The sequence below is a fragment of the Paenibacillus sp. JNUCC 34 genome (assembly GCF_058269055.1).
This window is the reverse complement of sequence record NZ_CM177770.1, coordinates 1,138,875-1,160,636: the sequence shown is the minus strand read 5'-3', so window position 1 is coordinate 1,160,636 and position 21,762 is coordinate 1,138,875. Positions and strand designations below refer to the sequence as shown.

20 protein-coding genes are annotated in these 21,762 nt (G+C 45.0%); 4 read left to right on the top strand and 16 right to left on the bottom strand.

Annotation, left to right across the window (positions count from 1 at the left end; genetic code table 11):
* Positions 1–35: 35 nt before the first annotated feature.
* The 7 genes from AC2TF5_RS05315 to mscL all read right to left on the bottom strand — a co-directional run bounded on the left by AC2TF5_RS05315 (position 36) and on the right by mscL (position 9,139).
* A complete protein-coding gene (locus tag AC2TF5_RS05315; protein ID WP_491301177.1) occupies positions 36–1,724 on the bottom strand; it encodes a DUF8809 domain-containing protein in 1,689 nt (562 codons plus the stop codon).
* Between the two features lie 28 nt (positions 1,725–1,752).
* A complete protein-coding gene (locus AC2TF5_RS05310) occupies positions 1,753–2,697 on the bottom strand; it encodes an ABC transporter permease (protein ID WP_491301176.1) in 945 nt (314 codons plus the stop codon).
* Positions 2,694–3,623 carry an ABC transporter ATP-binding protein gene (locus AC2TF5_RS05305; RefSeq protein WP_491301175.1) on the bottom strand — a complete coding sequence of 310 codons (930 nt, stop codon included), beginning with the start codon at positions 3,621–3,623 and terminating at the stop codon, positions 2,694–2,696. The genes AC2TF5_RS05310 and AC2TF5_RS05305 overlap by 4 nt, the downstream gene beginning before the upstream one ends.
* Complete coding sequence (locus AC2TF5_RS05300; protein ID WP_491301174.1) at positions 3,620–6,016, bottom strand: DUF8725 domain-containing protein; 2,397 nt, start codon at positions 6,014–6,016, stop codon at positions 3,620–3,622. Before AC2TF5_RS05300 ends, AC2TF5_RS05305 begins: the two co-directional genes overlap by 4 nt.
* Before the next feature lie 247 nt (positions 6,017–6,263).
* Positions 6,264–7,160 carry a formyltetrahydrofolate deformylase gene (purU, locus tag AC2TF5_RS05295; RefSeq protein WP_491301173.1) on the bottom strand — a complete coding sequence of 299 codons (897 nt, stop codon included), beginning with the start codon at positions 7,158–7,160 and terminating at the stop codon, positions 6,264–6,266.
* Positions 7,161–7,201: 41 nt separating this feature from the next.
* Positions 7,202–8,323, bottom strand: a complete 1,122-nt coding sequence (locus AC2TF5_RS05290) for a deoxyribonuclease IV (RefSeq protein WP_491301172.1) — start codon at positions 8,321–8,323, stop codon at positions 7,202–7,204.
* A 312-nt stretch (positions 8,324–8,635) separates the two neighbouring features.
* Positions 8,636–9,139, bottom strand: a complete 504-nt coding sequence (gene mscL, locus AC2TF5_RS05285) for a large conductance mechanosensitive channel protein MscL (RefSeq protein WP_491301171.1) — start codon at positions 9,137–9,139, stop codon at positions 8,636–8,638.
* A 247-nt stretch (positions 9,140–9,386) separates the two neighbouring features.
* Here mscL and AC2TF5_RS05280 point away from each other — a divergent pair, with 247 nt between their 5' ends.
* The gene (locus AC2TF5_RS05280) at positions 9,387–9,860 is read left to right on the top strand and encodes a DUF2621 domain-containing protein (RefSeq protein WP_491301170.1); all 474 of its coding nucleotides are present in this window, start codon (positions 9,387–9,389) and stop codon (positions 9,858–9,860) included.
* 255 nt (positions 9,861–10,115) lie between these two features.
* On the opposite strand, the gene AC2TF5_RS05275 is transcribed toward AC2TF5_RS05280, so the two are convergent.
* Entirely contained in the window at positions 10,116–11,027 is a 912-nt protein-coding gene (locus tag AC2TF5_RS05275) for a DUF3298 and DUF4163 domain-containing protein (protein ID WP_491301169.1), read from the bottom strand.
* 572 nt (positions 11,028–11,599) lie between these two features.
* Positions 11,600–11,821 carry a hypothetical protein gene (locus AC2TF5_RS05270; protein ID WP_491301168.1) on the bottom strand — a complete coding sequence of 74 codons (222 nt, stop codon included), beginning with the start codon at positions 11,819–11,821 and terminating at the stop codon, positions 11,600–11,602.
* Positions 11,822–12,207: 386 nt separating this feature from the next.
* Here AC2TF5_RS05270 and AC2TF5_RS05265 point away from each other — a divergent pair, with 386 nt between their 5' ends.
* Genes AC2TF5_RS05265 through AC2TF5_RS05255 form a run of 3 tightly spaced genes read left to right on the top strand, consistent with a single transcriptional unit; the run spans position 12,208 to position 13,838 of the window.
* Positions 12,208–12,528 carry a hypothetical protein gene (locus AC2TF5_RS05265; protein WP_491301167.1) on the top strand — a complete coding sequence of 107 codons (321 nt, stop codon included), beginning with the start codon at positions 12,208–12,210 and terminating at the stop codon, positions 12,526–12,528.
* A gap of 27 nt (positions 12,529–12,555) precedes the next feature.
* Positions 12,556–13,626, top strand: coding sequence for an MBL fold metallo-hydrolase (locus tag AC2TF5_RS05260; protein WP_491301166.1), 1,071 nt, complete (start codon positions 12,556–12,558; stop codon positions 13,624–13,626).
* A complete protein-coding gene (locus AC2TF5_RS05255) occupies positions 13,623–13,838 on the top strand; it encodes a DUF3006 domain-containing protein (protein ID WP_491301165.1) in 216 nt (71 codons plus the stop codon). The genes AC2TF5_RS05260 and AC2TF5_RS05255 overlap by 4 nt, the downstream gene beginning before the upstream one ends.
* Before the next feature lie 462 nt (positions 13,839–14,300).
* Here the strand turns inward: AC2TF5_RS05255 and AC2TF5_RS05250 are convergent, their stop codons facing one another.
* From AC2TF5_RS05250 to AC2TF5_RS05220, 7 genes are all read right to left on the bottom strand, one after another.
* Positions 14,301–16,223 carry a DUF6382 and FHA domain-containing protein gene (locus tag AC2TF5_RS05250; RefSeq protein WP_491301164.1) on the bottom strand — a complete coding sequence of 641 codons (1,923 nt, stop codon included), beginning with the start codon at positions 16,221–16,223 and terminating at the stop codon, positions 14,301–14,303.
* A 12-nt stretch (positions 16,224–16,235) separates the two neighbouring features.
* Positions 16,236–16,748: an A24 family peptidase gene (locus tag AC2TF5_RS05245; protein WP_491301163.1), complete on the bottom strand. Its 513-nt coding sequence runs from the start codon at positions 16,746–16,748 to the stop codon at positions 16,236–16,238.
* Between the two features lie 35 nt (positions 16,749–16,783).
* A complete protein-coding gene (locus AC2TF5_RS05240) occupies positions 16,784–17,767 on the bottom strand; it encodes a TadE/TadG family type IV pilus assembly protein (protein WP_491301162.1) in 984 nt (327 codons plus the stop codon).
* A gap of 10 nt (positions 17,768–17,777) precedes the next feature.
* Positions 17,778–20,015, bottom strand: a complete 2,238-nt coding sequence (locus AC2TF5_RS05235) for a hypothetical protein (RefSeq protein WP_491301161.1) — start codon at positions 20,013–20,015, stop codon at positions 17,778–17,780.
* A 2-nt stretch (positions 20,016–20,017) separates the two neighbouring features.
* Entirely contained in the window at positions 20,018–20,716 is a 699-nt protein-coding gene (locus tag AC2TF5_RS05230; protein WP_491301160.1) for a TadE/TadG family type IV pilus assembly protein, read from the bottom strand.
* Positions 20,676–20,801: a Flp1 family type IVb pilin gene (locus AC2TF5_RS05225; protein WP_241934026.1), complete on the bottom strand. Its 126-nt coding sequence runs from the start codon at positions 20,799–20,801 to the stop codon at positions 20,676–20,678. Before AC2TF5_RS05225 ends, AC2TF5_RS05230 begins: the two co-directional genes overlap by 41 nt.
* A gap of 87 nt (positions 20,802–20,888) precedes the next feature.
* Complete coding sequence (locus AC2TF5_RS05220; protein ID WP_241930525.1) at positions 20,889–21,761, bottom strand: type II secretion system F family protein; 873 nt, start codon at positions 21,759–21,761, stop codon at positions 20,889–20,891.
* Between the last annotated feature and the right edge of the window lies 1 nt (position 21,762).

The following is a 21,762-nucleotide window of genomic DNA, read 5'->3' as shown; positions in this document are numbered from 1 at the left end:
TCCTACCTCTCTTTTATCGCTTTAAATTTATGAAGTTATGGATTGGGATTAATCTGAGTGAAGTAGTCCTCCACCAATCCCTGCATCTGTTCCGGCAACTGATTCCGACCCAGCGATTTCCGGGCTTCGGCGGCATAATCCTTGTATACCTCCTCATAGGGCCTGGAGGTTCCCGGTACGGTTGGTGAAACACCGCCCTTCTGAATTTCGCCGCCTTTGCCGTTAAGTGCACCGGAATCATTTTTCACGTTTCCACTCCCCTCATACTCACGAGGGGTCGTTACCAGCTCACGACCTCCGGAGCCTAATCCGGCACCGGTGCCTTGACCGGTTCCTGAACCACTTCCTAATCCGGAGCCACCGGGACCTTGACCGTTGCCAGCTCCCTGACCTTTGGCTCCTTGTCCCGATCCTTGCCCTTTACCTGCACCTTGATCGCCTTGATCTTCCCCGGAAGAGCTCTCTCCATCACCATTTTCCCCGCCATCCGATCCTTCACCAAGCCCGGCCTGAGCCAGTGCTTCCGCACTTCCTCCCGAACTCCATGTGTCTGACACAGACATGCCTGCAGCGGCCATTTGATCAGCAAGACTCAAGCCCTGAGAAGCCAGTGCGGCTGCCAAATCTGATGCTTTTTTTGAAGCTCCGTCCGAAGCATTTTTGGCTTCCGCCGCTTTGGCAAGCTCCTCGGCAAGTTTTTGAAGCGCTTCTTCCTGCTCTTTTGTCAATTTTCCATTCTTTAGCGAATCCGCCGCTTTTTGAAGAGCTTCCTTCAATTTGTCCGCGTCTATGTTTTTAGCCACTTCATCGGCCATTTTCTTTAAAGCGTCGGAAAGCTGTTTCTTTTCTTCCTCTGACATCTTCTTGACCTGCTCCGTCAGCTTCTTCATTTCCTGCTTCAGTTGCTCGGAATTGCCTTCCTGAAGACTTTTTCCTGCGTTCGATAACGACTTATTATTCTTCATCTGCTTCGCAAGCTCGGAGATGGCTTTTGCCTGTTCTTCTTGTTTCTTTACCGTTTTCTCCAGCTGCTTCATAACCTCTTCCAGCTTTTCAAGAGCCTTCTCCGGGTTCTTCGCATTCTCCAACTGTTTCTTCAGTGCATCAATCTGTTCCTGTAGTTTTTGCTTATCCTCCGGCTTAAGGAGATCTTTCTTCAGCTCCTCAGCCAGCTTCTCCGTTTCTTTCACCTGTTCCTTAACCCAGCTCCGCTGCTCCTTGGCAGCCTCCACCTTCTTATCCATCGGATTAGGGATAAATACCATGATCAGCATGGCGACGAGGCCCGCCGAACATATCAGAAGCTGCTTTTTACGCTTAGGTGCAGGCAGCCGCTGTTTAAGCGCTGCTATGAAACGACCACCGTAACGTTCCGCTTGTGCCCGTTGAAATTGTGCAGCGGGTGATTTATCCTCCTTGAAAGAAAGAGCGGTAACCATCATATCGCTACGCTCTGCCCCTTCGGGAACACTATCCATGACGGAAGCGGCGTCTTTAACGGGTACACGGCGAAGCAGTCCCCACAGTAGCCCAGCTGCAGCACTAGCTACTGGAAGGGATGCGGCTGCGATATCAAGCCACGGGATAGGCACAAACCTTCCTATAATTAGCAGCAGCACAGCAGCTGTGAAACCGGCAGTGAGCCCATACAGCATAAAGGCAACCATGCGGAACCGCTGCAGTCTGCGACGGGCCGTTTCAATGAAGCGCATAATATTTTCCATCCAGTACTACCCTCCGGTCTTTTACGGCTTAAACGCCTGAATCCTCCGACATGACCTCCCTAGGCTTCGATGCCTTCGGCTTGCCGAACAGCTTCCCTCTGCGCACAGGACGGATTCGGCGGATGGATATCCATAACGAGACGACAATGACGACCGAATAAACGATAACGAACTCCTGCCACAGCTCAATCGGAGCCTTGCTGTTTAACGTCCCTCCCTGCACCATGAACATTTCCTTGGAGAATGAAGGCTCGAACAGACTGATCATCGCTCCCGCAGGATTCAGACCGAGCAAATAGCCTATCCAGGAATAACTTTGAGTTACGGGCGTGCCTGTCGAATACATATTCCGCACTTCAATTCCTACAAAGAATATATACAATAGACCCGTAACCAGAAAAATGACCAATCCCACTCCATACGTTACGATAATTGCTATGATTGTCCGTTTAAACAAGGTAGAGAACAATACCCCCAGCGATCCGAGCAGCAGCATAACAAATAGATAGAATAAAAATACCGATATGAGCTGTTTAGGCGAAATACCGCCGTACAGAAACACAATGCTGTAAACCGGAAGCGTAGCAAGCACGATCAGTGTCATGAAGCTGAGAGACGATACCAGCTTGCTAAGAACGATAGTGGACGAGCTCTGCTGAGTTGTAAGCAACATGCTGAGTGTCTGCTTCTCACGCTCACTGCTGATCACTCCCGCGGTCAATGCTGGCGCCATAAATGCAATAAGTATCAACTGGGCAAAGCTAAGCACATAAAACATCATTTGGCTTCTCGTAGGATCGAAACGCTGGGAACCGTTCTGACCCAAATACAAAAAGAGATAAATAAAACCCATTGCCACAGCACCGAGTGCCAGTACATAAAACAGGACTGACAGCATGGAGCGGGGCGACCGCATACGTAGTCGGAATTCCTTATCCATTACAGGGTTGATCCATTTTCTGCTCCAATTCATACTCTTGGTCCCCCTTTGGTTATTTCCAGGAACACATCTTCAAGATTACTTTGCGCTTCCTGGAAGGATACAACGGGCACATCCCAAGAGATAACCTGACGTAGCAAAGCACTCTGCTGGATGTCATCGCCGCTGAAATGGACGTGAACGCCTGTATTATCTGTCAAGACGGACGTGACAAACGGCTCGTCTCGCAGTTTCTGGGCAAGCTGTTCCTCATGCTCTAGAGTACGAATATGAATGACCTTTTTAACCCGCAGCCGGTTTTGGATATCGGATACTTTTCCTTGAGCAATCATCTCGCCGTGTTCGATAACTCCGATCTCATCCACCATCTCTGCGAGCTCCGGCAGGATGTGTGATGAGATAATAATCGTTTTGCCCATCAGCTTTAATTCCTTTAAGATTTCACGCATTTCAATACGTGCCCTCGGGTCAAGACCAGAGGCTGGTTCATCCAGAATTAGCACATCCGGGTCATGGACCAGGGATCGTGCAAGACAGAGACGCTGCTTCATTCCCCGAGAAAGGCTGTCGACATACGAATCCGCTTTATCGCTTAAATTGACCAGCTCCAGCAGCTGGGGAATCAACTTTTCCCGCTCCTGCCGGGTGATGCCGTAACTCGCTCCATAGAAATGAAGATACTCTGTCGCCTTCAGCTGATCGTAGACACCGAAGAAGTCCGGCATATAGCCGATCCGCTTTCGTACTTCTTTCGGGTACTCTGTCACTTCATATCCGCCCACCTTAGCTGTACCTGAGCTCGGTAGCGCAAGTGTTGCCAATATAGACATCGTTGTGGATTTCCCAGCGCCATTCGGTCCTACAAATCCAAACACAGTTCCTTTATCGATATCAAGGCTGATGCCTTTCAGTGCTTCAAAGGTTCCGTAATTTTTGCTTAAATCTCTAATTTCGATCATTTTATAACTTCCCCCTTCAGCGACAGCTCCGGCATCTGGAACATAGCCTGATCCTTAGCGGTAACGGAGAACCGGATCCGCTTATCCACAATATATTTTTCGGTATTTCCCTTCACCGTAAAGACATTGTTATTATCAGATATTGGCTCCCAGGCATTGTCGTCAGCATTCCATATTTCCATGGTTAATCCTCCGCTTAGCTTGGTCCCTTTAATGGAGAACTCGGAATACTTCGCACCTATCTCTGACATCAGTGGAAACTCGGCAATCATCGTTCCCTGTCCAATCTCCACTCCATGCGGATTCATGTAGAACATAGGAGCGTTCGACTGCGTTACTTGAGGAACGAGGTAACCGTATGGAATGTTTACCTTACCATTCAGGTTCCAATCAATACTCACAGGTTGTACCCAGAAATTCAGCTGGTTACTCTGTACTTCCTTGCCCTTTAGCTTAAAATTCGTCAAACTGTCATCGTTCCAACCGAATATATAAGCATCTTTGACCGTGTTACTCGTTCTGTAGCTGTAGGTAGATAATATTTCCCGCTGGCGACTATACTGATCATTTGAACTGTAAGGATACAGAATATTGCTCAAATCCCCAGCCATAACTCTCACAACCGATTTTCCAGAGCTCGGGACATCTGCCGAGCTTTTGCGGGCGATATCCCCCATCTTGTGAGCCTTACCACCGATGACGAGTACGACTTCTTTAAGGTCATTCGTCGTTTCATTGATTACTTTACCTGTCAACTGCCCCTGATCATCCAGCTTCAGATCTACTTTTAATTGACCCGTCTCTTCATTTACTGGATTCTCAGCCCACATTTTTGCTAGTGACCATTGCGGCATATTTTTTAGCTCCAGCTTGGTTTGTTCCTCTCCAACACGGATATAGCTTTTATTCTCTGCCGTTCCCCTGCCAAAAGCACCGTAGGAGCTCTCGGTCTTCAAATAAGTGTTCTTAGGAAATTCAAGCTCATAATCACCGCTTCTTGGTGTGAAGAAAGCAGAAGCTGTTGATTTAACCGCACTTCCCTTTCCGTCCATCTCTATAATATTTATCGTATGTGCCATTTCTTCGGTTTTATCGGATGAACCGATTATATATACGGTACCGCTGGCAATGATTGCGATAAGAGGGATCAGGAACCAGGCCCATTCGCGCTTATCAGTCTTTTTCAAAATATAATAGAGAATCGGTGCCACGATTAGCGCATAAATAATGAGCAGCCACATCAGCATTTGAAATGAAGGCATTTTCAGTGATGGGAAATAATCCAATACATAACTCAAGTTATCGATCATGGATCCATAATACACGTTGCTAGACAGTGGGAGCTCATTACGTAAAACCGAAGCCCAGACATCGCTGTGTCCCCCCCAGGAACTAACGGGCTCCATTGCTACATCATAAGCCGCATACCACACTTTCCCCTGTTCCACATTGCGTGAAGCAAAGAGCGGAACTCCTGAAGTCTGGCTGTCAACGACAGCGTCTTTCACGGGTTCAGCCGTAGAAATCGTAAATTTCCCATCCAGCTTCAGCGGCTTCCCTCCAAGCTTTTGCAACTCGGGCAATGACTCTACAGTTGTGGTCCCGTTCAGCTTAACTGGAGCAATATGTTCAAATGGAGCTGCTGTCTTGGCGTATCCGGCCCCGCCAGATAATACTAACGTTCCACCGGACTTAACCCAATTTGTAATCGACTCCTGTTTCGGCTGGGAGAGGGTATCGGATGCAAAATTGTTAATAACCAACACATCCAACCCATTTAGCAGCATCGGATCATTCGAAATGTCCTCTTCTTTCAAAGGGGTAACGATTAAACTGCTTCCCTTACCGTTCAAAGCACTGAGGAAATTCATCGTGTCCTGATCATCGGACAGAACCCCGACCAAGCCACCCATCATTGCCGACTTCTGTATATAGTTCTTTCCTGTGGTAAAAGATATCGGTTTTCCAGTCTTGTACGAGCCTTCATAAAACGTAATTTCGTTATTGTCTTTACTGTAGGAAAATCCAGGAATGCCTATGATAATTTCTTTGGGCGTATCCTTGGGCAGCTCCACATGCTGTACATAAGCTGCCTCCTGCCCCCTTCCGTTCGTGTTGTTTACCCGTAACACGATATCTCCTGAAATGTCACGGTCGCTTGTGAGTATCAGCTTCAACGGGTACCACTTATCCTGCTTGATATTTCCTTTATAGCCCAGCTCTGTCTTAATTCCGATTTGCGGACCATCGGCATAAGCCGTATCACCCTGGAACGGATATGGAAGCACTGCTGTAAGCAGCAGCACCATAGATAACACCATAATCCCCGTTAGTTTTTTATAAAACGACAAATGATGATTCCCCTCTCCCATAAATAATAGCCATCTAAACATAACGTTTTTCCCCTTGGCCTATTTACCGCTTCTTTAACGATCTCCCTTAATGACGAGCCTTAGGAACTAAAAGTTTGCCGTCAAGACCTTTTTTGACAAAAAAAACCCCACTCCAAAAGCGGAGCGGGATGTATAATCCTAATTGCAGCAAATTCGGCTGCTCCAGTAAACTCATATGAATATCACATATGAAACGTCTTTGCCGTCCTTAACAACGGTGGCCGTTTCTACGAGAAATACTTATATTTTAAAAAACGACGGTTTTATTGTTATGGACGAGAATACGGTCCTCGATATGCCATTTGACTGCTCTCGCAAGAACAACCCGTTCAATGGTGCGCCCGATGCGTTTCAACTCATTAACGTCATCACGGTGGCTGACCCGCTGTACGTCCTGCTCAATGATTGGTCCACCGTCCAGCTCCTCTGTCACATAATGCGCCGTAGCGCCGATAATCTTCACACCGCGCTGATAAGCCTGGGCATAAGGTTTACCTCCGACAAACGCCGGGAGGAAGGAATGATGGATATTGATAATCCGGTTCCGATAATGCTTGATGAAGGTTGGCGATATGATCTGCATGTAGCGAGCCAATATGATGACATCGATATCGTCACCGATCACCTCAAGCTGACGCTGTTCGGCTTCCGGTTTCGTATCAGCCGTGACCGGAATATGGTGGTACGGAATGCCAAAGGATTCAACATATTCCTTCATATCGAGATGGTTGCTGACCACAAGGGCGATATCCGCATCCAGATCACCAGCTTGCCACTGCCAGAGCAGTTCTACCAAGCAGTGGTCCTCCTTCGATACGAAAATAGCAAGCCGCTTCTTACGAGCGACATGATTTATGTTCCATTCCATCTGGAATTTATCAGCTACGCCCGAGAAGGATTTCTGCAGCTCAGAAAGTTTGCTATCAAGCTCAGGCAAATCGAACTCGATTCGCATAAAAAACATACCACCAGCCGGATCCATCGTATACTGATCCGACTGAACGATGTTTGCACCATGCTGATGCAAAAAATGCGATACCGCTGCTACAATCCCCGGTCCATCCGGACAGGCAATGAGCATACGGGCACGGTTTAAATGTTCATCTGCCGCGGACGGCAGGTTCTTTTTCATGTGAATATCCATACGACTACAAGGTCCTCCTCTATCACTGCTTATTCTTGCATCTAAGCCTTCTGCCCTTTACCGGCCAGCCAGGCGATAATACGCTGGTTGATTTGTTCCTCTGTGCAATCTTGCAGTAGGCCTTCAGCTACGACCATGTCGTAAAGGCGCTCCATAGGCTCGCGAGGATCTGCCTTTTTTGCTTTGGCGTCATTTTTCAATACCGTCCATGTGTCCAGTACGAATGACCGTCCTTCAATTCCCTCTTTTGCAAAAAACTGTCCCAGTTCTTCAACCTGAGCTATAAACTCAGAACCAAAACGCGCCTCCACCTCATCACGCAGCAGCGCAATTTCGATCTCGTACATCGGACGCTGGGTTTTTGCATCCTTACCGATCCAAGGCGTCTCCAAAATGAACGGACGGCCCTGCAGGCGGTCGTTATGAACGATGTTATTGATCGTTTCGAATCCGATCCAGCCTGTTCCAAGCGGGGTGTGACGGTCTTTCGCCGCACCGCGAGGATTTTTGCTGTCGTTGATATGAACAACGGAAAGACGATCCAACCCGATCAGCTTGTCAAACTCGTCCAGTACGCCATCGAGATCACTAACAATATCATAACCCGCATCGTGAATGTGACAGGTGTCCAGACAGATTGCGAGACGATCGTTGTATTTTACCTTGTCGATAATCTGGGCAATTTCCTCAAAGCTGCGGCCCATTTCTGTGCCTTTGCCTGCCATTGTCTCCAGAGCAATCTTGACATCCGTTTCGTCCGTACCACCAAGAACCTCATTCAGTCCTTCCGCAATCCGGTCTATTCCGTACACCGCATCCTTATCCGTATAAGCGCCCGGATGCAACACAATATTCTTCACACCGACGGCATGCGTACGGCGGATCTCCTCTTGGAGAAAGCTAACCGCAAGCTCATACGTATTAGGCTTGTACGATCCCAGGTTAATAATATATGGTGCGTGAACGACGATTTCGTCGATACCGCACTCTTGCATCATTACTTTACCTTCTTCCAAAAACATCGTGTCAATTGGCTTACGGCGCGTATTTTGCGGTGCGCCGGTATATATCATAAACGAACTGGAGCCATAGGATTTGGCTTCCGTCGCTGCACTCAGCAGCCCCTGTCCTGAAAAGGACACATGGGAACCGATTTTCAGCATGTGGCATCCCCCTCTTTCACACAATTATCACTTATTTTAGCGTGTATATCGAAATAAATCTAGCGGGATGGAAAGCGGAGGATGATTTTGGAGAAAAGAGAGAAATAATATGACGAAGACCCTACCGATGTGTACAGATAGGGTCTTCGTATCTCTAACAATACACGTGGTCTTCACCCGCTAAACGCAAGTCAGCCCAGTTGGTATAAGGTCTTTTCATGTACAACAAAGATTCGAGAGTTTCTTCTTTTTTTAACCACAGGATCAGGCATTTCAAATAAATTACGCATACCTTCCACTATAGTCCAATGTTTAGGAATGTTCCGCTCCGGACTCAGACAAAACCGATGTACATTGGGAGCAGCGGGAAGCAGCTTTCGGAATTTCAGAGAGACAGTATGGACATTCCTTGGTAGTCTTCTCTGGTTCAGGCTCTTTTTTCTCTCTTTTCATCCAGTTGATCCCCTTAACAAGCAGGAAGATACAGAAAGCAATGATCAGAAAATCAATCATTGTGTTAATGAATTGTCCAATGGCAAGGACAGGAGCGCCTACCGCATTAGCGTCTGCTAAAGTGGTGATCTCACTTCCGTTCGGCATCCGCATATCCGGCTTTAGCTTAATGATAAGATCTTTAAAGTTAACGCCACCAAGTAATACCCCAATCGGAGGCATGATGATATCGTTCACGATGGAAGTGACAATCTTTCCAAATGCTCCCCCAATAACAACCCCGATGGCCAGATCGATGACGTTACCTCGCATCGCAAATTCTTTAAACTCTTTAATAAAACCTTTCAATAAAATCCTCCTCATATGGACTCATTCATTCTACATACCCATATTAGAGAGTCCTATAATTTGTCCTTTCACATTATATCCACACTATTTAAACAGCTACAAGCCCTTTTCGATGAAAAAGGATGGAAATATTCATAAACTTTCAAAAGAACATAGTTTTTTTCATTGGTTTACATTCGCTACACTCTCGAAATAAATCTGGAATTACGTTATAATTCTCATGAAAGTATCATGTGATATAAATCATAGAGGTGATATAAAGATGCTGAACACTGCGATCGTCCTTAGGACTTTGACATCCAGTGCGCCACCGTCATGGTTCATGAACTCCATTGCTTTTTGGGGATGGGTTATGCTTGGGCTGATGTGCATCGGCGGATTTTTCATGTTCCGCAAGTTTCTAAAGGTACTGCCGAAGGCTGACGGTAAGTCCAAGCTGGACTGGCAGAATTATTGGGTGGAGAAGAGCCGTCCGCTCTGGACAGAGGACTCCAAGCAGTTTCTGGGTGAGCTTGTTATGCCGGTACCCGGTCCATTCCGGGACATCGCCAAACACTCGATCGCAGCCGAAATCGGCAAGATTGCGGTGGAAACCGGTTCCAACGAGGTAACCCGAGATCACTGCATTAAGGGTTATATCATAGCAACCCCTAAACGCGATTATCAGTTCCTGGTGACCTTTCTTCATAAAAAAGGCATCGATTATACGCCTTACGAACATCTGCTCAATAAGTAATGACACATCATTATGTTCCTACATAACGGATAACGGATAACGGATAACATGATTGTTTCTTTACGAACAAGTATAAGCGGCAGCCATTAGAAATATAAAAAAACTCTCTTATTTTGGCTGTGGAATTGTCTGCTGTTTCCTCACAAGAGTTATTTGAAGATTAAATTACAACAAAACAAGCCTCTAGGATGATTTCTAGGGCTTGTTTTGTTTGTATCATAAAAAAAATCCTACAGGGTATCGTCTGAAACCAATTTATTTTAAACGTTCAACTTCTATGACTTCGTCTTCATCTGCGACGATCATAAAATACCTTGATCCAACTTTACTAATAATTACATCTGGTCTGTATTGATATGAGTAAGCATAATCATAACTTACTTGCATCCATATTTGACCATTATCTAATTTATATATATTCCCCTCATCAAAACCTTCAAAGGTATCGTCTAATCTCGCTTCAATATACTCTGCAGTTCCAGAAGTAGCATTATTATTATTTATTGGTGAAACGTAGGATTGAGCTTTATTAATATCAGTAAAAGGAACTTGAATATCTATAGGTCCCCTAGAAAAAGGCCCCACCGCATAAGGATCAAATCTAATTACTATTCCTTTGTCGTAATAATAGAAGTTGGAATTAGGTGTTAAAGGAAAGTCATAAATATTATCCTCGAATATACTATCCCCGTTTTGATACTTCTTTAATAAACTTTTTGAAACAGAGTCAAACAGATTGGTAATCTGCTTTTCACTAGAAGCAATGTCGGCCAATCTGATTTTATAACCGTTAGTTAAATCATAATTGAACGAGGTGGTAGAGACTAAATCATGAGCACCACCAGAATAAAAACTATTATAATAAACAACTGATAATCTATCATTCTTATTATATTTCGTATTAACTGTTGTCTTATACCAAAAATCTTTATTGTCTTTCTTTAGTAATGCATCACTTCTGGCAGCATTTAAAGCGTGCTGTTTAAGGGCCTGGTTAATTTTATTAACTATCTTTTTGTCTCCACCAGTTATCTGGACGTATTGTTGTCCTTTATAAGAATGCACATTTGTTTTTACCGTGATTGCTTTAGCCGCATCTACAAATTGCAAAGGAAGAGCATAGACAATCATAAAAACAATCAAAAAGCTTGTGATACCTCTCTTCATTTACCTAAGAAACCTCCTCATATATCTCTCTTGGTAACTTCTAAGGTAAATTATATATACAAATCAATATTTTTCATATTACAAAAAATGCATATTGAACGAAAATAATATATTTGATAATAAACTAGGACCTGTCTTCAAACCTAAGCAAACCAAACCATAATGGAAGCCAGTGTTAAAAAAGCTCTAAACGAACAGGCTAATTTATCGAAACGGGTAGCTATCCGGCGGCATCCCCCCCCAATATCTAGTAATAGAGTGAACCTTTTAAGTTCTACATTTTTCAATTTATTATCGTTAAAACGCAAATACTCGATCATCATTCAGTAGATACTTGAATTGATTCTCGATAACCTCTTTAAAGGTTTCAGGTAGCTGAATACTATACAATTCTGCTACTTTCTCAATGTGAACCATGCTATCTCCTATAATGCTACTAAGATATTCGTATCAAGAAAAAAAACATCCGTACCAGTTAAAGATACAGTGCTTTTCCAAAAATCTATATCGGACAGAGGTATCTGATCCACCTGCTTTAATCATTTGACTTTTTCTCTCAGGTGTAAGTTGTTTTAAGCGCGAAACGTATACCTTCCGCCTGCGATCAGGAAGGTGTCACCTTCCTGCATCATGGCCTGTACACCACCACCTCTCAACTCAGAGACAGAGGACATTAGACGGGTGATCAGATCCTTTACCAATGTCCTTAATTGTTCGGGCACAGCATCGACCTTATCAAGTGGTACATAAGTCAGGTGTAACTTTCCCAGATGAAGAGGGCCTTCGATGAACATATAGCTCTCATCCAAAATGTACTGCTCTGGCCGAAGCATATACATGAACTTGTCGAGGCTTTAACGCTTTTTCTTTTTGCGCTTCTTTTTCCAATATCCATTGATTGTTTAATAGAAGAACAAAGCCCCACTCTATCCAAAGGGTATTTATATTGAACGCGGGACAGAAATCTAGATTCGCTGATTAGTTATAAGGATTTAATCCTCAGAATCGATGTTATGGGGTCGTTTCAATTGAGTTCATGAATGGGGTCCTAACTTGGGACGTTTTCAGCAATTAACTGTTCGAGACTATTGTTGTGCGTCTAATTACCTAAACGAGCACACCTTTTCCAGTGTCTGTGTTACTATATGAGAGAACATTCCAAAATTAGGAGGCAGAATAAATGAAGAAATTAATAGTTGCAGTCACTTTTGTATTAGGACTATCTTCAGTCGTAGTAGCACCAATACAAGTTGACGCACAGAAAACCGCACCCACGACTATTGCAAAAAAGAGTCAAGCAAAAAAGAGTCAAAGTAAGGCTGATAAGATCAAATATTATCAAAAACAGATAGATAAAATAGAATCAGAGATAAGAAAATTAGAGAGTCAAAGATATAAGTTTAAACCAGGTTCCAAAGCAATGTTAGCAAGCTTAGAAAAAGAAAATAGCTTAATAGAAAAACAACAATATTGGCTCAAAAAGATTATTGAGTTGTTATAGCACTCACAAATTACTATGGAGGTAAAGATGAATAGCAAACTCATTAATATTTCTTTAGCTTTGATGTTGATTTTTGCCGTATTCTCGCCAAGCATGGCAAACGCCCACCCAGGAAGAACTGATTCGAGCGGAGGGCATTACTGCCGTACAAACTGTGCTAAGTGGGGTTTAAAAGATGGCGAGTATCACTATCACAATGGAGGTGGTAGCTCTTCAAGTTCATCTTCATCTAAAAAATCTACAACTACTACCAATAAGCCTAAAAAAGAAACATCAACCAAAAAAGCTACTCCAGCAGTCCCAACGCTTGTGATGCCAAAGAAACAGACTGTTGGTACTCTTCAGGTGTATTTCTTCGATGTTGCTCAAGGAGATTCAACGCTGATCAGAACACCAAGAAATCAATACATTCTGATCGATGGCGGGAATAATAATCAAGGTAAGAATGTTGTGAAATATCTTAACCACCTTGGAGTAAAAACTCTTGATGCAGTAGTAGCAACTCATCCAGATGCTGACCATATTGGCGGTCTAGACGATGTTATAAAGTCTGTTAATGTAAAATCTGTCTATGCTCCAAAGGTTTCGCATACCACTGATACATATAAGGATTTCTTGTTGGCTGTTAAGAATAAAGGACTGACCATCAAACAAGCAAAGAAAGATGTTACAATCCCGCTTAATGGTGTTACCGCTAAATTTCTAGCTCCTGTAAGTGGATATGGCAACGATTTAAATGAATGGAGTGCTGTTCTCAAGGTGCAATATAAGAACAATTCATTCCTTTTTACTGGTGACGCAGAAATCAAGTCGGAAACAGATATGCTTAAAAACAAATCAACTCTAAAAGCAGATGTATTAAAAGTAGGACACCATGGTTCAAGCACATCATCGAGTAAGAAGTCTATAGATGCAATAAAGCCAAAGCATGCAATCATTAGCGTAGGAAAGAATAGTTATGGACATCCGAATTCAGGGATCATTGCACGTTTGAAGAATGTCGGAGCTAGTGTAATGCGTACAGACCAAAAAGGAACTATAACGGCAATCAGTAATGGATCTAAAATAACTTTTACCTCAACTAAAGGTGCGAAATGAGAAAAGGAATTGTCGATCGTTTTGAGGGAAACATTGCTGTTATAGAGTTTAACGGAGTTACTGAAGACATTCCGAGAGTTAAATTGCCAGACAATTGTGAAGTTGGAGATGTTTTAGTCTTCGAGAATGAGAAGATTACAATTGATAAAGCCGCTACAGTGAACAAAAGGAAAGAAATTAATGAATTAATGGATGAGTTATTTGAAGATTAATATTACAATTAAACCAAACAAGCCTCTAGAGTGATTTCTAGGGCTTGTTTATTTGTACATAAGCTTTATCCGTATCAAATTAATCTTTCATAAAAATCGAGCAGACCTTTAGCGGCTACTCGTTAATAATTTTGTTCTCTGCATCTTCGACTGCATCACCAGGATTATCAAAAACATCTGAAACCGATCTTTTCTTAGTTTCAAAATCCTCAAGATAACATTTATACATTCCCACTGTCGTCATAATGGAGACCAAGAAGATTTACATAATCCTTTAACATCCTCTCGGGTTTTAGGGTGTTTAAAAGGGTCAGTTTTCATGACCTTTTTTATGCTCAAAAATTCCTTGTTCAGCAAGGCGTTAGATTAATGCAAAATGCCCAAATAAATACACACCAGAAAATCATCGATAAACTTAGAGGGTCAATGTCTCTTCGTCCACTGGTTTTCATCATCATATCATCAGGAAGCGCGAAACGTATACCTTCCGCCTGCGATCAGGAAGGTGTCACCTTCCTGCAGCGGATATTCCTTATACGGAACCATGGGTTCGCCTTTCAAGATGGTTCCGTTTTTGGAGCCCAGATCCTTGATGATGTACCCCTTCGGTCCACGGGACAATTCCACATGTGCACGTGAGGTGCCAACGACCTGGGCTACGTACTGGGATACCTCAGCCGATCGACCAATAATAAAATGCGATTGGTGCAACTCCACCCGTTCTGGTACCCCATCCTTGTTTACCCCAATCACTTCTAAAAAGGCACTCGGAACAGAAGCAGCTCTTGCTCTTTCGACTCCATCCTTTGTTGTATCCGCATTAGGTTGAAGAAGCACGGTTCCTCCGTCTCCAGCTGAAGACAATACTTCGGTCCGGCTTGGCAATTGATTGTAATAATCTCCGGTAGACGGTATCTCCGCCTCGTCCTCCTGGACATGCCGACTTATGACATGCTCCCTTGAAGGTTGTTGTCTCTCACGGGTTGAAGTTGGAGGTTTCGCCCATCGCCAATCCTCACTAGGGGCATCTTCCTCTTCGTGAGTTTTATCTTTGGCCCTGCCTGCAAACCATCCGGTCAATTTGTCCGCCTGAAACCCTAGTGATTTAGGATTCCGCAGCTTTTTATGTTCTAGCTCAACCGAATCAAACATAGGCAAAGAATCTGAATAATCTTCTGACTGATCAGCCGATTTCCCAATCTTCCCCTTCCAGCCCATTAGTGACAATGCGCCGATTGCTACCGTACATACAATTGAAGCTGCCATCATTACTCCGGTCGGGTTGTTCAAATAAAGGAATCTCCATACTACGGCCGCTGCAAGAAGCCCTCCCAGCAGCCAATAGGTTCTTAACGAGGAATTCCCTCTCCCTTCCTCAGATTCCGAATCCGGAGGCATATCCCATTCCGGCTGGCTTCTTGAAGTCAACAGCGGCTTTAAAGACTTTCCTTCCAATGACTCGGCGCTATTGGCAATCCCTCCTCGCTTACTATGTACGCCATACCCAGCGTTAAGTTGTACACCTCCCGCTTCCGCAAGCCCTCTCTGGAAGGAAGAGCTTGAATCCGCTTTCGCAATATTATTTCCTATGCCAATCACATGGTGGCTCAACCGATTTACAGATTCCATTGCCCCATGTCCTGCCGGAGTACTTGATGTACTTGAGCGAGTTTCTTGGGCTCTATCGTCGCTCCTGCCTACAGGGTTCATCTTGGCTTCGCCAGCTTTTGAGATCATAGAGACAGAGTCTGTCTGGTAGCCGTTCAACTGACCTGCTGCTCCTTGCTCCCGGCGACCATCGTCCCCCTCACCCGCTAACAAATCAATAAGTAGCCGTTTGAGTCCGGCCAGACTAAAGCCCTCATCATTGCAGTAGTGCATCATGGCCTGTACACCGCCGCCTCTCAGCTCAGAGACAGAGGACATCAGACGGGTGATCAGATCTCTGACCGACGTCCTTATTTGTTCAGGCACAGCTTCGGCCTTATCAAGTGGTACATAAGTCAGGTGCAGCTTTCCCAGATGAAGAGGGCCTTCGATGAACATATAGCTCTCATCCAAAATGTACTGCTCTGGCCGAAGCATATACATGAAGCTGTCATTCAAAGCTGTGGCGATTTGCAGCAGCAAACCATAAAACTCAATAAGTGACAGCTTCTCACTTTTCAGTGCCTGGGACAGCATTTTCTTACCTGTAATGTTGTATTCCAGCGTAATACGGAAATCCAATTCCTTCGTATGGAGCGGTAAAAAATGGGGAATCCGGGAGGAGCGGATCATCCCCAGCTGAACCTGGCTGAGATGGCCCAACATCAAACCTTCCGGCCGATCCAGAATCATAAAGGTTCCCCCATTTTGAACAAAATCTCGTATCAGGCCGTACAAACTCCATCCCTCCTACAAGTGATAATAAATATAAGTACAGATTACACCGGGCAGAACAGCGATCATAAAAGGAAATCTCAAGTGTTCCTCTTTACTATTGCTCCATGGAGAAAGACTTCTAAGTATGAATACACCTGCAGCGTTGCCTGCCATTCTTCTCAGCCTCTTGAATGTTTCCCTGCGCCAGATCAGAATGAACAAGCCGATCAATCCGGCGAATAATACCGAGTAAACCACTGCCTGGAGTGTAAAGCCTAACCCGCACCAAGCTCCTATGCCTCCAAATAATTTGACGTCTCCCGCGCCTACTGCTCCGATAAAATACATAACCAGCACAACAAGGAATCCACCGGCCAACCCTTTAACTGAAAAAAGAATCCCTTCCCATCCGCTCGTCATTCCGTGATAAGCCAAGCCGATTATCATCGCCGGCATTGTAAGTAGGTTCGATATTTTCATGGAGCGAATATCGGTATAAAATGCTGCAACCAAAAAGACCGCACATACTGCATAGGCAAAATCCATTAATCCTATCTCCCTCATTAACACGTGTACAGTTCTTACTGCCGCTCTACCACCGTAAACATCACTTCCAAACGTTCGCCATCAGCGGTTTCAATAATAAATGGCCAAGTGCCCGGAGTTGTATTAAAGCCCACGTTCCACTCCCATTCGATATAACCATTCTCATCTGCTGTCTTCCAGCCCAAATACTTCGCCGTGCTTTTTCCGGTTTTGTAGTACACTGACATATTGGCGGAAGCTCCAGGCTCCACTTTCACCTTAACTTTTGCCTGTTTACTTGCAATTGCCGGATCAGGCTTTTCCAGCAACTGGATGCTCCCTTCCTTTCCCTCGCCTTCATTTGAGCCGTTGCCCCCACCCTCGCCGGTGTCTCCAATCCACAGCCTTTCCTGTGATTTAGCTTGTAGTACGATCTTCTTATTCATAAATGGAACACGGATTGGTAGCTCATAGCTGACCTCAATTCCAAAGTATGGGTTTTCCCCACTCTTTAGATTGGGCACCGAGACATTGGATACATGAATGCGGTCGTAATCCAGGAGACCTTTAGGCATAAACGGCTTTAAGATCGGCTTGATGACGGGATCAAGTATTGCCTCTGCAGCCTGATTTTTTAGCTGCTGAAGCGGTTCGTCACCAGCTGCGGCTGCATCTGCTACCCATTGATTTAGAGGTGATGGAAGGGAAGAACTGTACTGTGAAACCCAGTCAGTAAGAGACAACTTCGGAATCTCCCAATGTGAAGTTTGACCTGCCTTTCCTTCCGCTCCGCTGTCCTCGCTCCCCTTATTAACAGCTAGAGATACAGGATATATATGGGATGTAACTGTTTTAACGGCATCCGACACTGTACTCTGCAGCGCTGTTGAAATGAGTGTCATCTGAACAATATAAATGAGAAATATAACAAAAAACATGAACAAGGGCAGCACAATCGATGCTTCAACAACCATACTGCCCTGTTCAGACGCAGGAACCTCCCGCCTCCTCTTTAATTTCATAAGCAAGGTTCGTTTCATTTATGAACTCCTAATAGGAAAAATCAGCATTACGGGTTACAAAGTATCGGTTGCCCTCCACTTGATCGGTGCCGCTGTCAAACACGGAGCCAAGCGCTTTCGTAATCCCTGGCAGGAACCACAGCCGTATTCCCGTAACGATTTCACCGGATGCATAAGTTCCCCTGTCGGCCGGATTCACTCCTGTATTTAGCCGGATTAGCGCCAGCATACGAGACATCTTTTTCTCATTATTGCTGTGGATAAACAGAAACATTCTCAAGTGGTCCCTGTACGTTATCTCTACAGGTACGTACTTCGACAGCTGAATTGAACCTTTCTTACAGAGCAGGACCATATCCTCTATAGCCTTTTCGATGCCGTACAGAATAGCTGCCGCTAAAATAAGCAACGGGTTGCCCATTTTACTGTTCACCACAAAGCCTTCCATAGTACGTATTGCAAGCCTTGACGCGAAAATTTCAGCATAAGCAGCTGCAACATTACCTGCAGGATTATGAAATCCGTATAGTATATACTCCACTTCCTGTTTACCTACTGCAAACTCCTCACTTAATTGGTCAACAGCTGAAGGATTTCTAACGATCTCTTCCAGCCGGGTAATATCAAAATGCTGAAAATAATGGACCGCATATTCATTTTGAAATAGCTCATCCCTTATACCGTTTAACATATTCCCCATCGAGCCATAAGCGCCGTCCATTTCATCCATTGATGATTTCCCCGCATCATAAGGATCATTGTCCAGCCCTTTGCCTTTAAACGGAGCCTCACCAGATCCTCCTTGTCCTTCGTTAAACGTGAGGCTTTCATCGTAATAACGCTGAAGTTTACGAAACTGCTCCTGTATTTCATTACTCTGCTGACTTGATCCACCGATGGCATCGATGACCTTGGCGGCCTCTTTCAGTTTCATTTGAGCCTTCTTCTCCGTCGCTTTCCGCTCTTTATCCGATGAACGAAACTGCTCCAGCATAGCAAGCTCACGATCCGGAATATTTTCATTTCCCGGTATGCCGTACTTCCGAAGATAATCCTGAACGCTGCTGCTGGCGCTTACTGTGCTCCCCTTCATACCGCTTCCACCCATTGATGCGAGAAGTCCTGAAACCTGACTATCTACCGCATCCCATCGGCTTTTCTGCGCTGAAATTTCATTCTTCAAACCGTTCAACAACTCTTCCGAATGAATGAGCTTTTCCGCCTGCTTTCGTATCGACATAATCATTTCCGCATCACCGGCACTCGAACCATCTGACCCAGGGGTGTTATCCCTTGTTACTTGATCATATCCTTCGGTTTCGGAACGGTTTTCCGCATCTTTGATAACCTGTTTCATTTCTTCATTTAATTGCCGGGCTTCTTCCCACCGTTCGTTCGCATCATTCAACAGCTTGTCCTGTTCCTTACGGATCTTCTCCACTTTGAGTGAGATGATAATACTCATGGAAGAAACTCCATCTAAGTAGGACTGAATGAGATCAGTGTACAATTTCTCTTCATCTGACGGGCGTGCAGCATCCTCCTGAGATTTGGTCACGTAATCGTTATATTGTGCCGCAGCATCCGCAGCTGTACGGATACCTCCCCCCAAAGAGGTATCCGTAATGGATGAACCCGGCGGATTCATGATCAGCTTTGACAATGCCTCTACAACTTCACCTGCTTTTCGCTGTTTCGCCAGCATGTCATCGAGTGCTTCTTCCCTTTTGTCATACAACTTCCTAAGCTTTTTTAAGACGTCCACCGCGTTAGATGCCTCTTTCATTGACTGTGACAGCGGTTTGAATTTATTCACTAGCTCCAGCGTAAAATCAATGGGTGCTTTGTACTTCATATCCTCACTGATTTGACGGTTAAAAATGTTATACTTCCCTAACGGGCGCTCTAGTGAAAGGCCCGAGCTATCGAGTTCCAGCGGCAGCAGATGGAAGGCATCGCCTCTTTCTCCTGGGCTCAGGCTTTCGTTAAGCATCTTACCCATAATAAAATCTCCGCTGCTATCCCCGAACGCATATAGACCATACTCCTGCTGCAGCTGAGGATCATAGGAGGACATGACAGACCGAACAGCGGCACGGGCCAACCGCTCACTTTGGACCTTCATTGCTGCTACCCGCGCGTAATCAATAAATACAGCGACGAACATAAACACCATGGACAGAGCAATGATTAAAAATATCGAGACAGATCCATCAGAAGATCCTACTCTGCCGAATATCCTATTTTTCTTGTTGCGCCGTTTCATTGCTATCGACGCCTCCCATACTTCTGAATTACTTCGGAAGCACTACCGGGATCGGTTCGGCTTCCACCCGTACCCTTAAATTTCGAGCCGTAATAGCGCATAAGCTCAACGGTCCGGATAAACTCGACCGGATCCACAATAACAGACTGCGAGCTAACCTGAAGATCTGTTCCGCCGGACATCACCTTTTCGAGCGGGGAGATCGTTACAGGCCAAGATAGTTCTGTGTTCACTTTTCGTAAGAGCACTTTATTGTCATACATCATCTCCCCCTGCATCCCATCCGGTACAGCAGAGGCTCCTTTGGTCATTTTCACCTCCGGTAGTTCAGTCTGATCTCCTCCAGGGATGGTAATGGCCCCGGCCGATCCTCCATTTCCTAGACCAAATAAAGAGCTAAGCAAACGATCATCCGTCAACCGCCAATATAGCGGATCATACTGCCCTTCCTCTGCCGCTCCGCTAACCGCATCCTTATGGCTGTTATCCCAAATAAAGGCCGTGCGTTCAGATGCAGCGGATGAAGCCTGAACGAGAAAAGATCTCTGATAAATATACAGACATAGGAACAGAAGCAGTGCCGTCACCAGCAGCACTATAGGCAGAACAAGAGAGGCTTCAATCGTGAAGTTCCCCTCGTCATTCTTCCAGAACCGGCGCCTATTTCGAGTTGATGAATTCATCTGTTCTAGTGTTAACATTGCTAAACAGTCGCGTAACTAAAGTTTTAAGCTGATCCTTGAATATAAGAGCAATGATCAGAATCACCACAATAATGAGGATCATTTCAAGCGTACCAATTCCTTTTTCATCCTTCCAAAAAACCCTAACCTGATTACGTAGTACAGACAGCATCCTTATCACCAAACCCTTCTACATATTCATCATCATAAAAGCCGGCGCACCGACCAACACAATCACAACCATAAAAATAACGACCATTGGAAATACCAGCTTGGATGAAGCCTGTTCACCTCTTGTCCGTGCGATCGCCTTCCGTTTCTCCCACAACACCCGGGACAGATCACGGAGCGCCAGAACAAAATCATTCCCTCCGCGCCTGAAGTTCAGCAGTACGGTTGTAGTAAAGATCGATACCTCTTGCACGGCACAGCGCTTGCTGAACTGCTCAAACGCCTGTTGAAAGGAATGTCCACCTTCCCAATCGCCAACCATTTTCCTAAGCTCCGAATACAACGGATGCTGATCATCACATTTCCGTTCTACACAATGAACGATCGCTTTTTGAACAGTCTCTCCGGCTCCAACAAGCAAAATCATCTTGTTTAACAGCTCGGGAAGCTCCATCACGATATCTTGATCACGAAGCAGCACCTTCTTATTCAGATCCTTCACCATGGAAACCGGCATAAGTATACTGAGAAAGCCACCTACAAGCACTCCAATGGGTTCACCTGTCCCGATTGACCATAAACAGCCACCAATAAGAATCAACCAGCTGTAAGCAAGAGAATCTGCCATGAAGAGCAAGCTCATCTCCGCACTGTGGCGAAGGCCGTGAATTTTTTGCACGGATCTCTGTATCCGGAAGAAGAGGATGGGGAATCGGGTATTCACCTTACTCTTATCCAAAACGAATAACAAAGGCGGCGTAAGCTTCGTAAGCCTGAGCCCTTCCATGGGCAGCCTGCTGAAGCGCCGATATCGTTCACCTCCCATTTGATTCAGCACCACCCAGCCACCCACCAGCAGAATCAGCAGAGCACCACATAGCCATCCCAACACA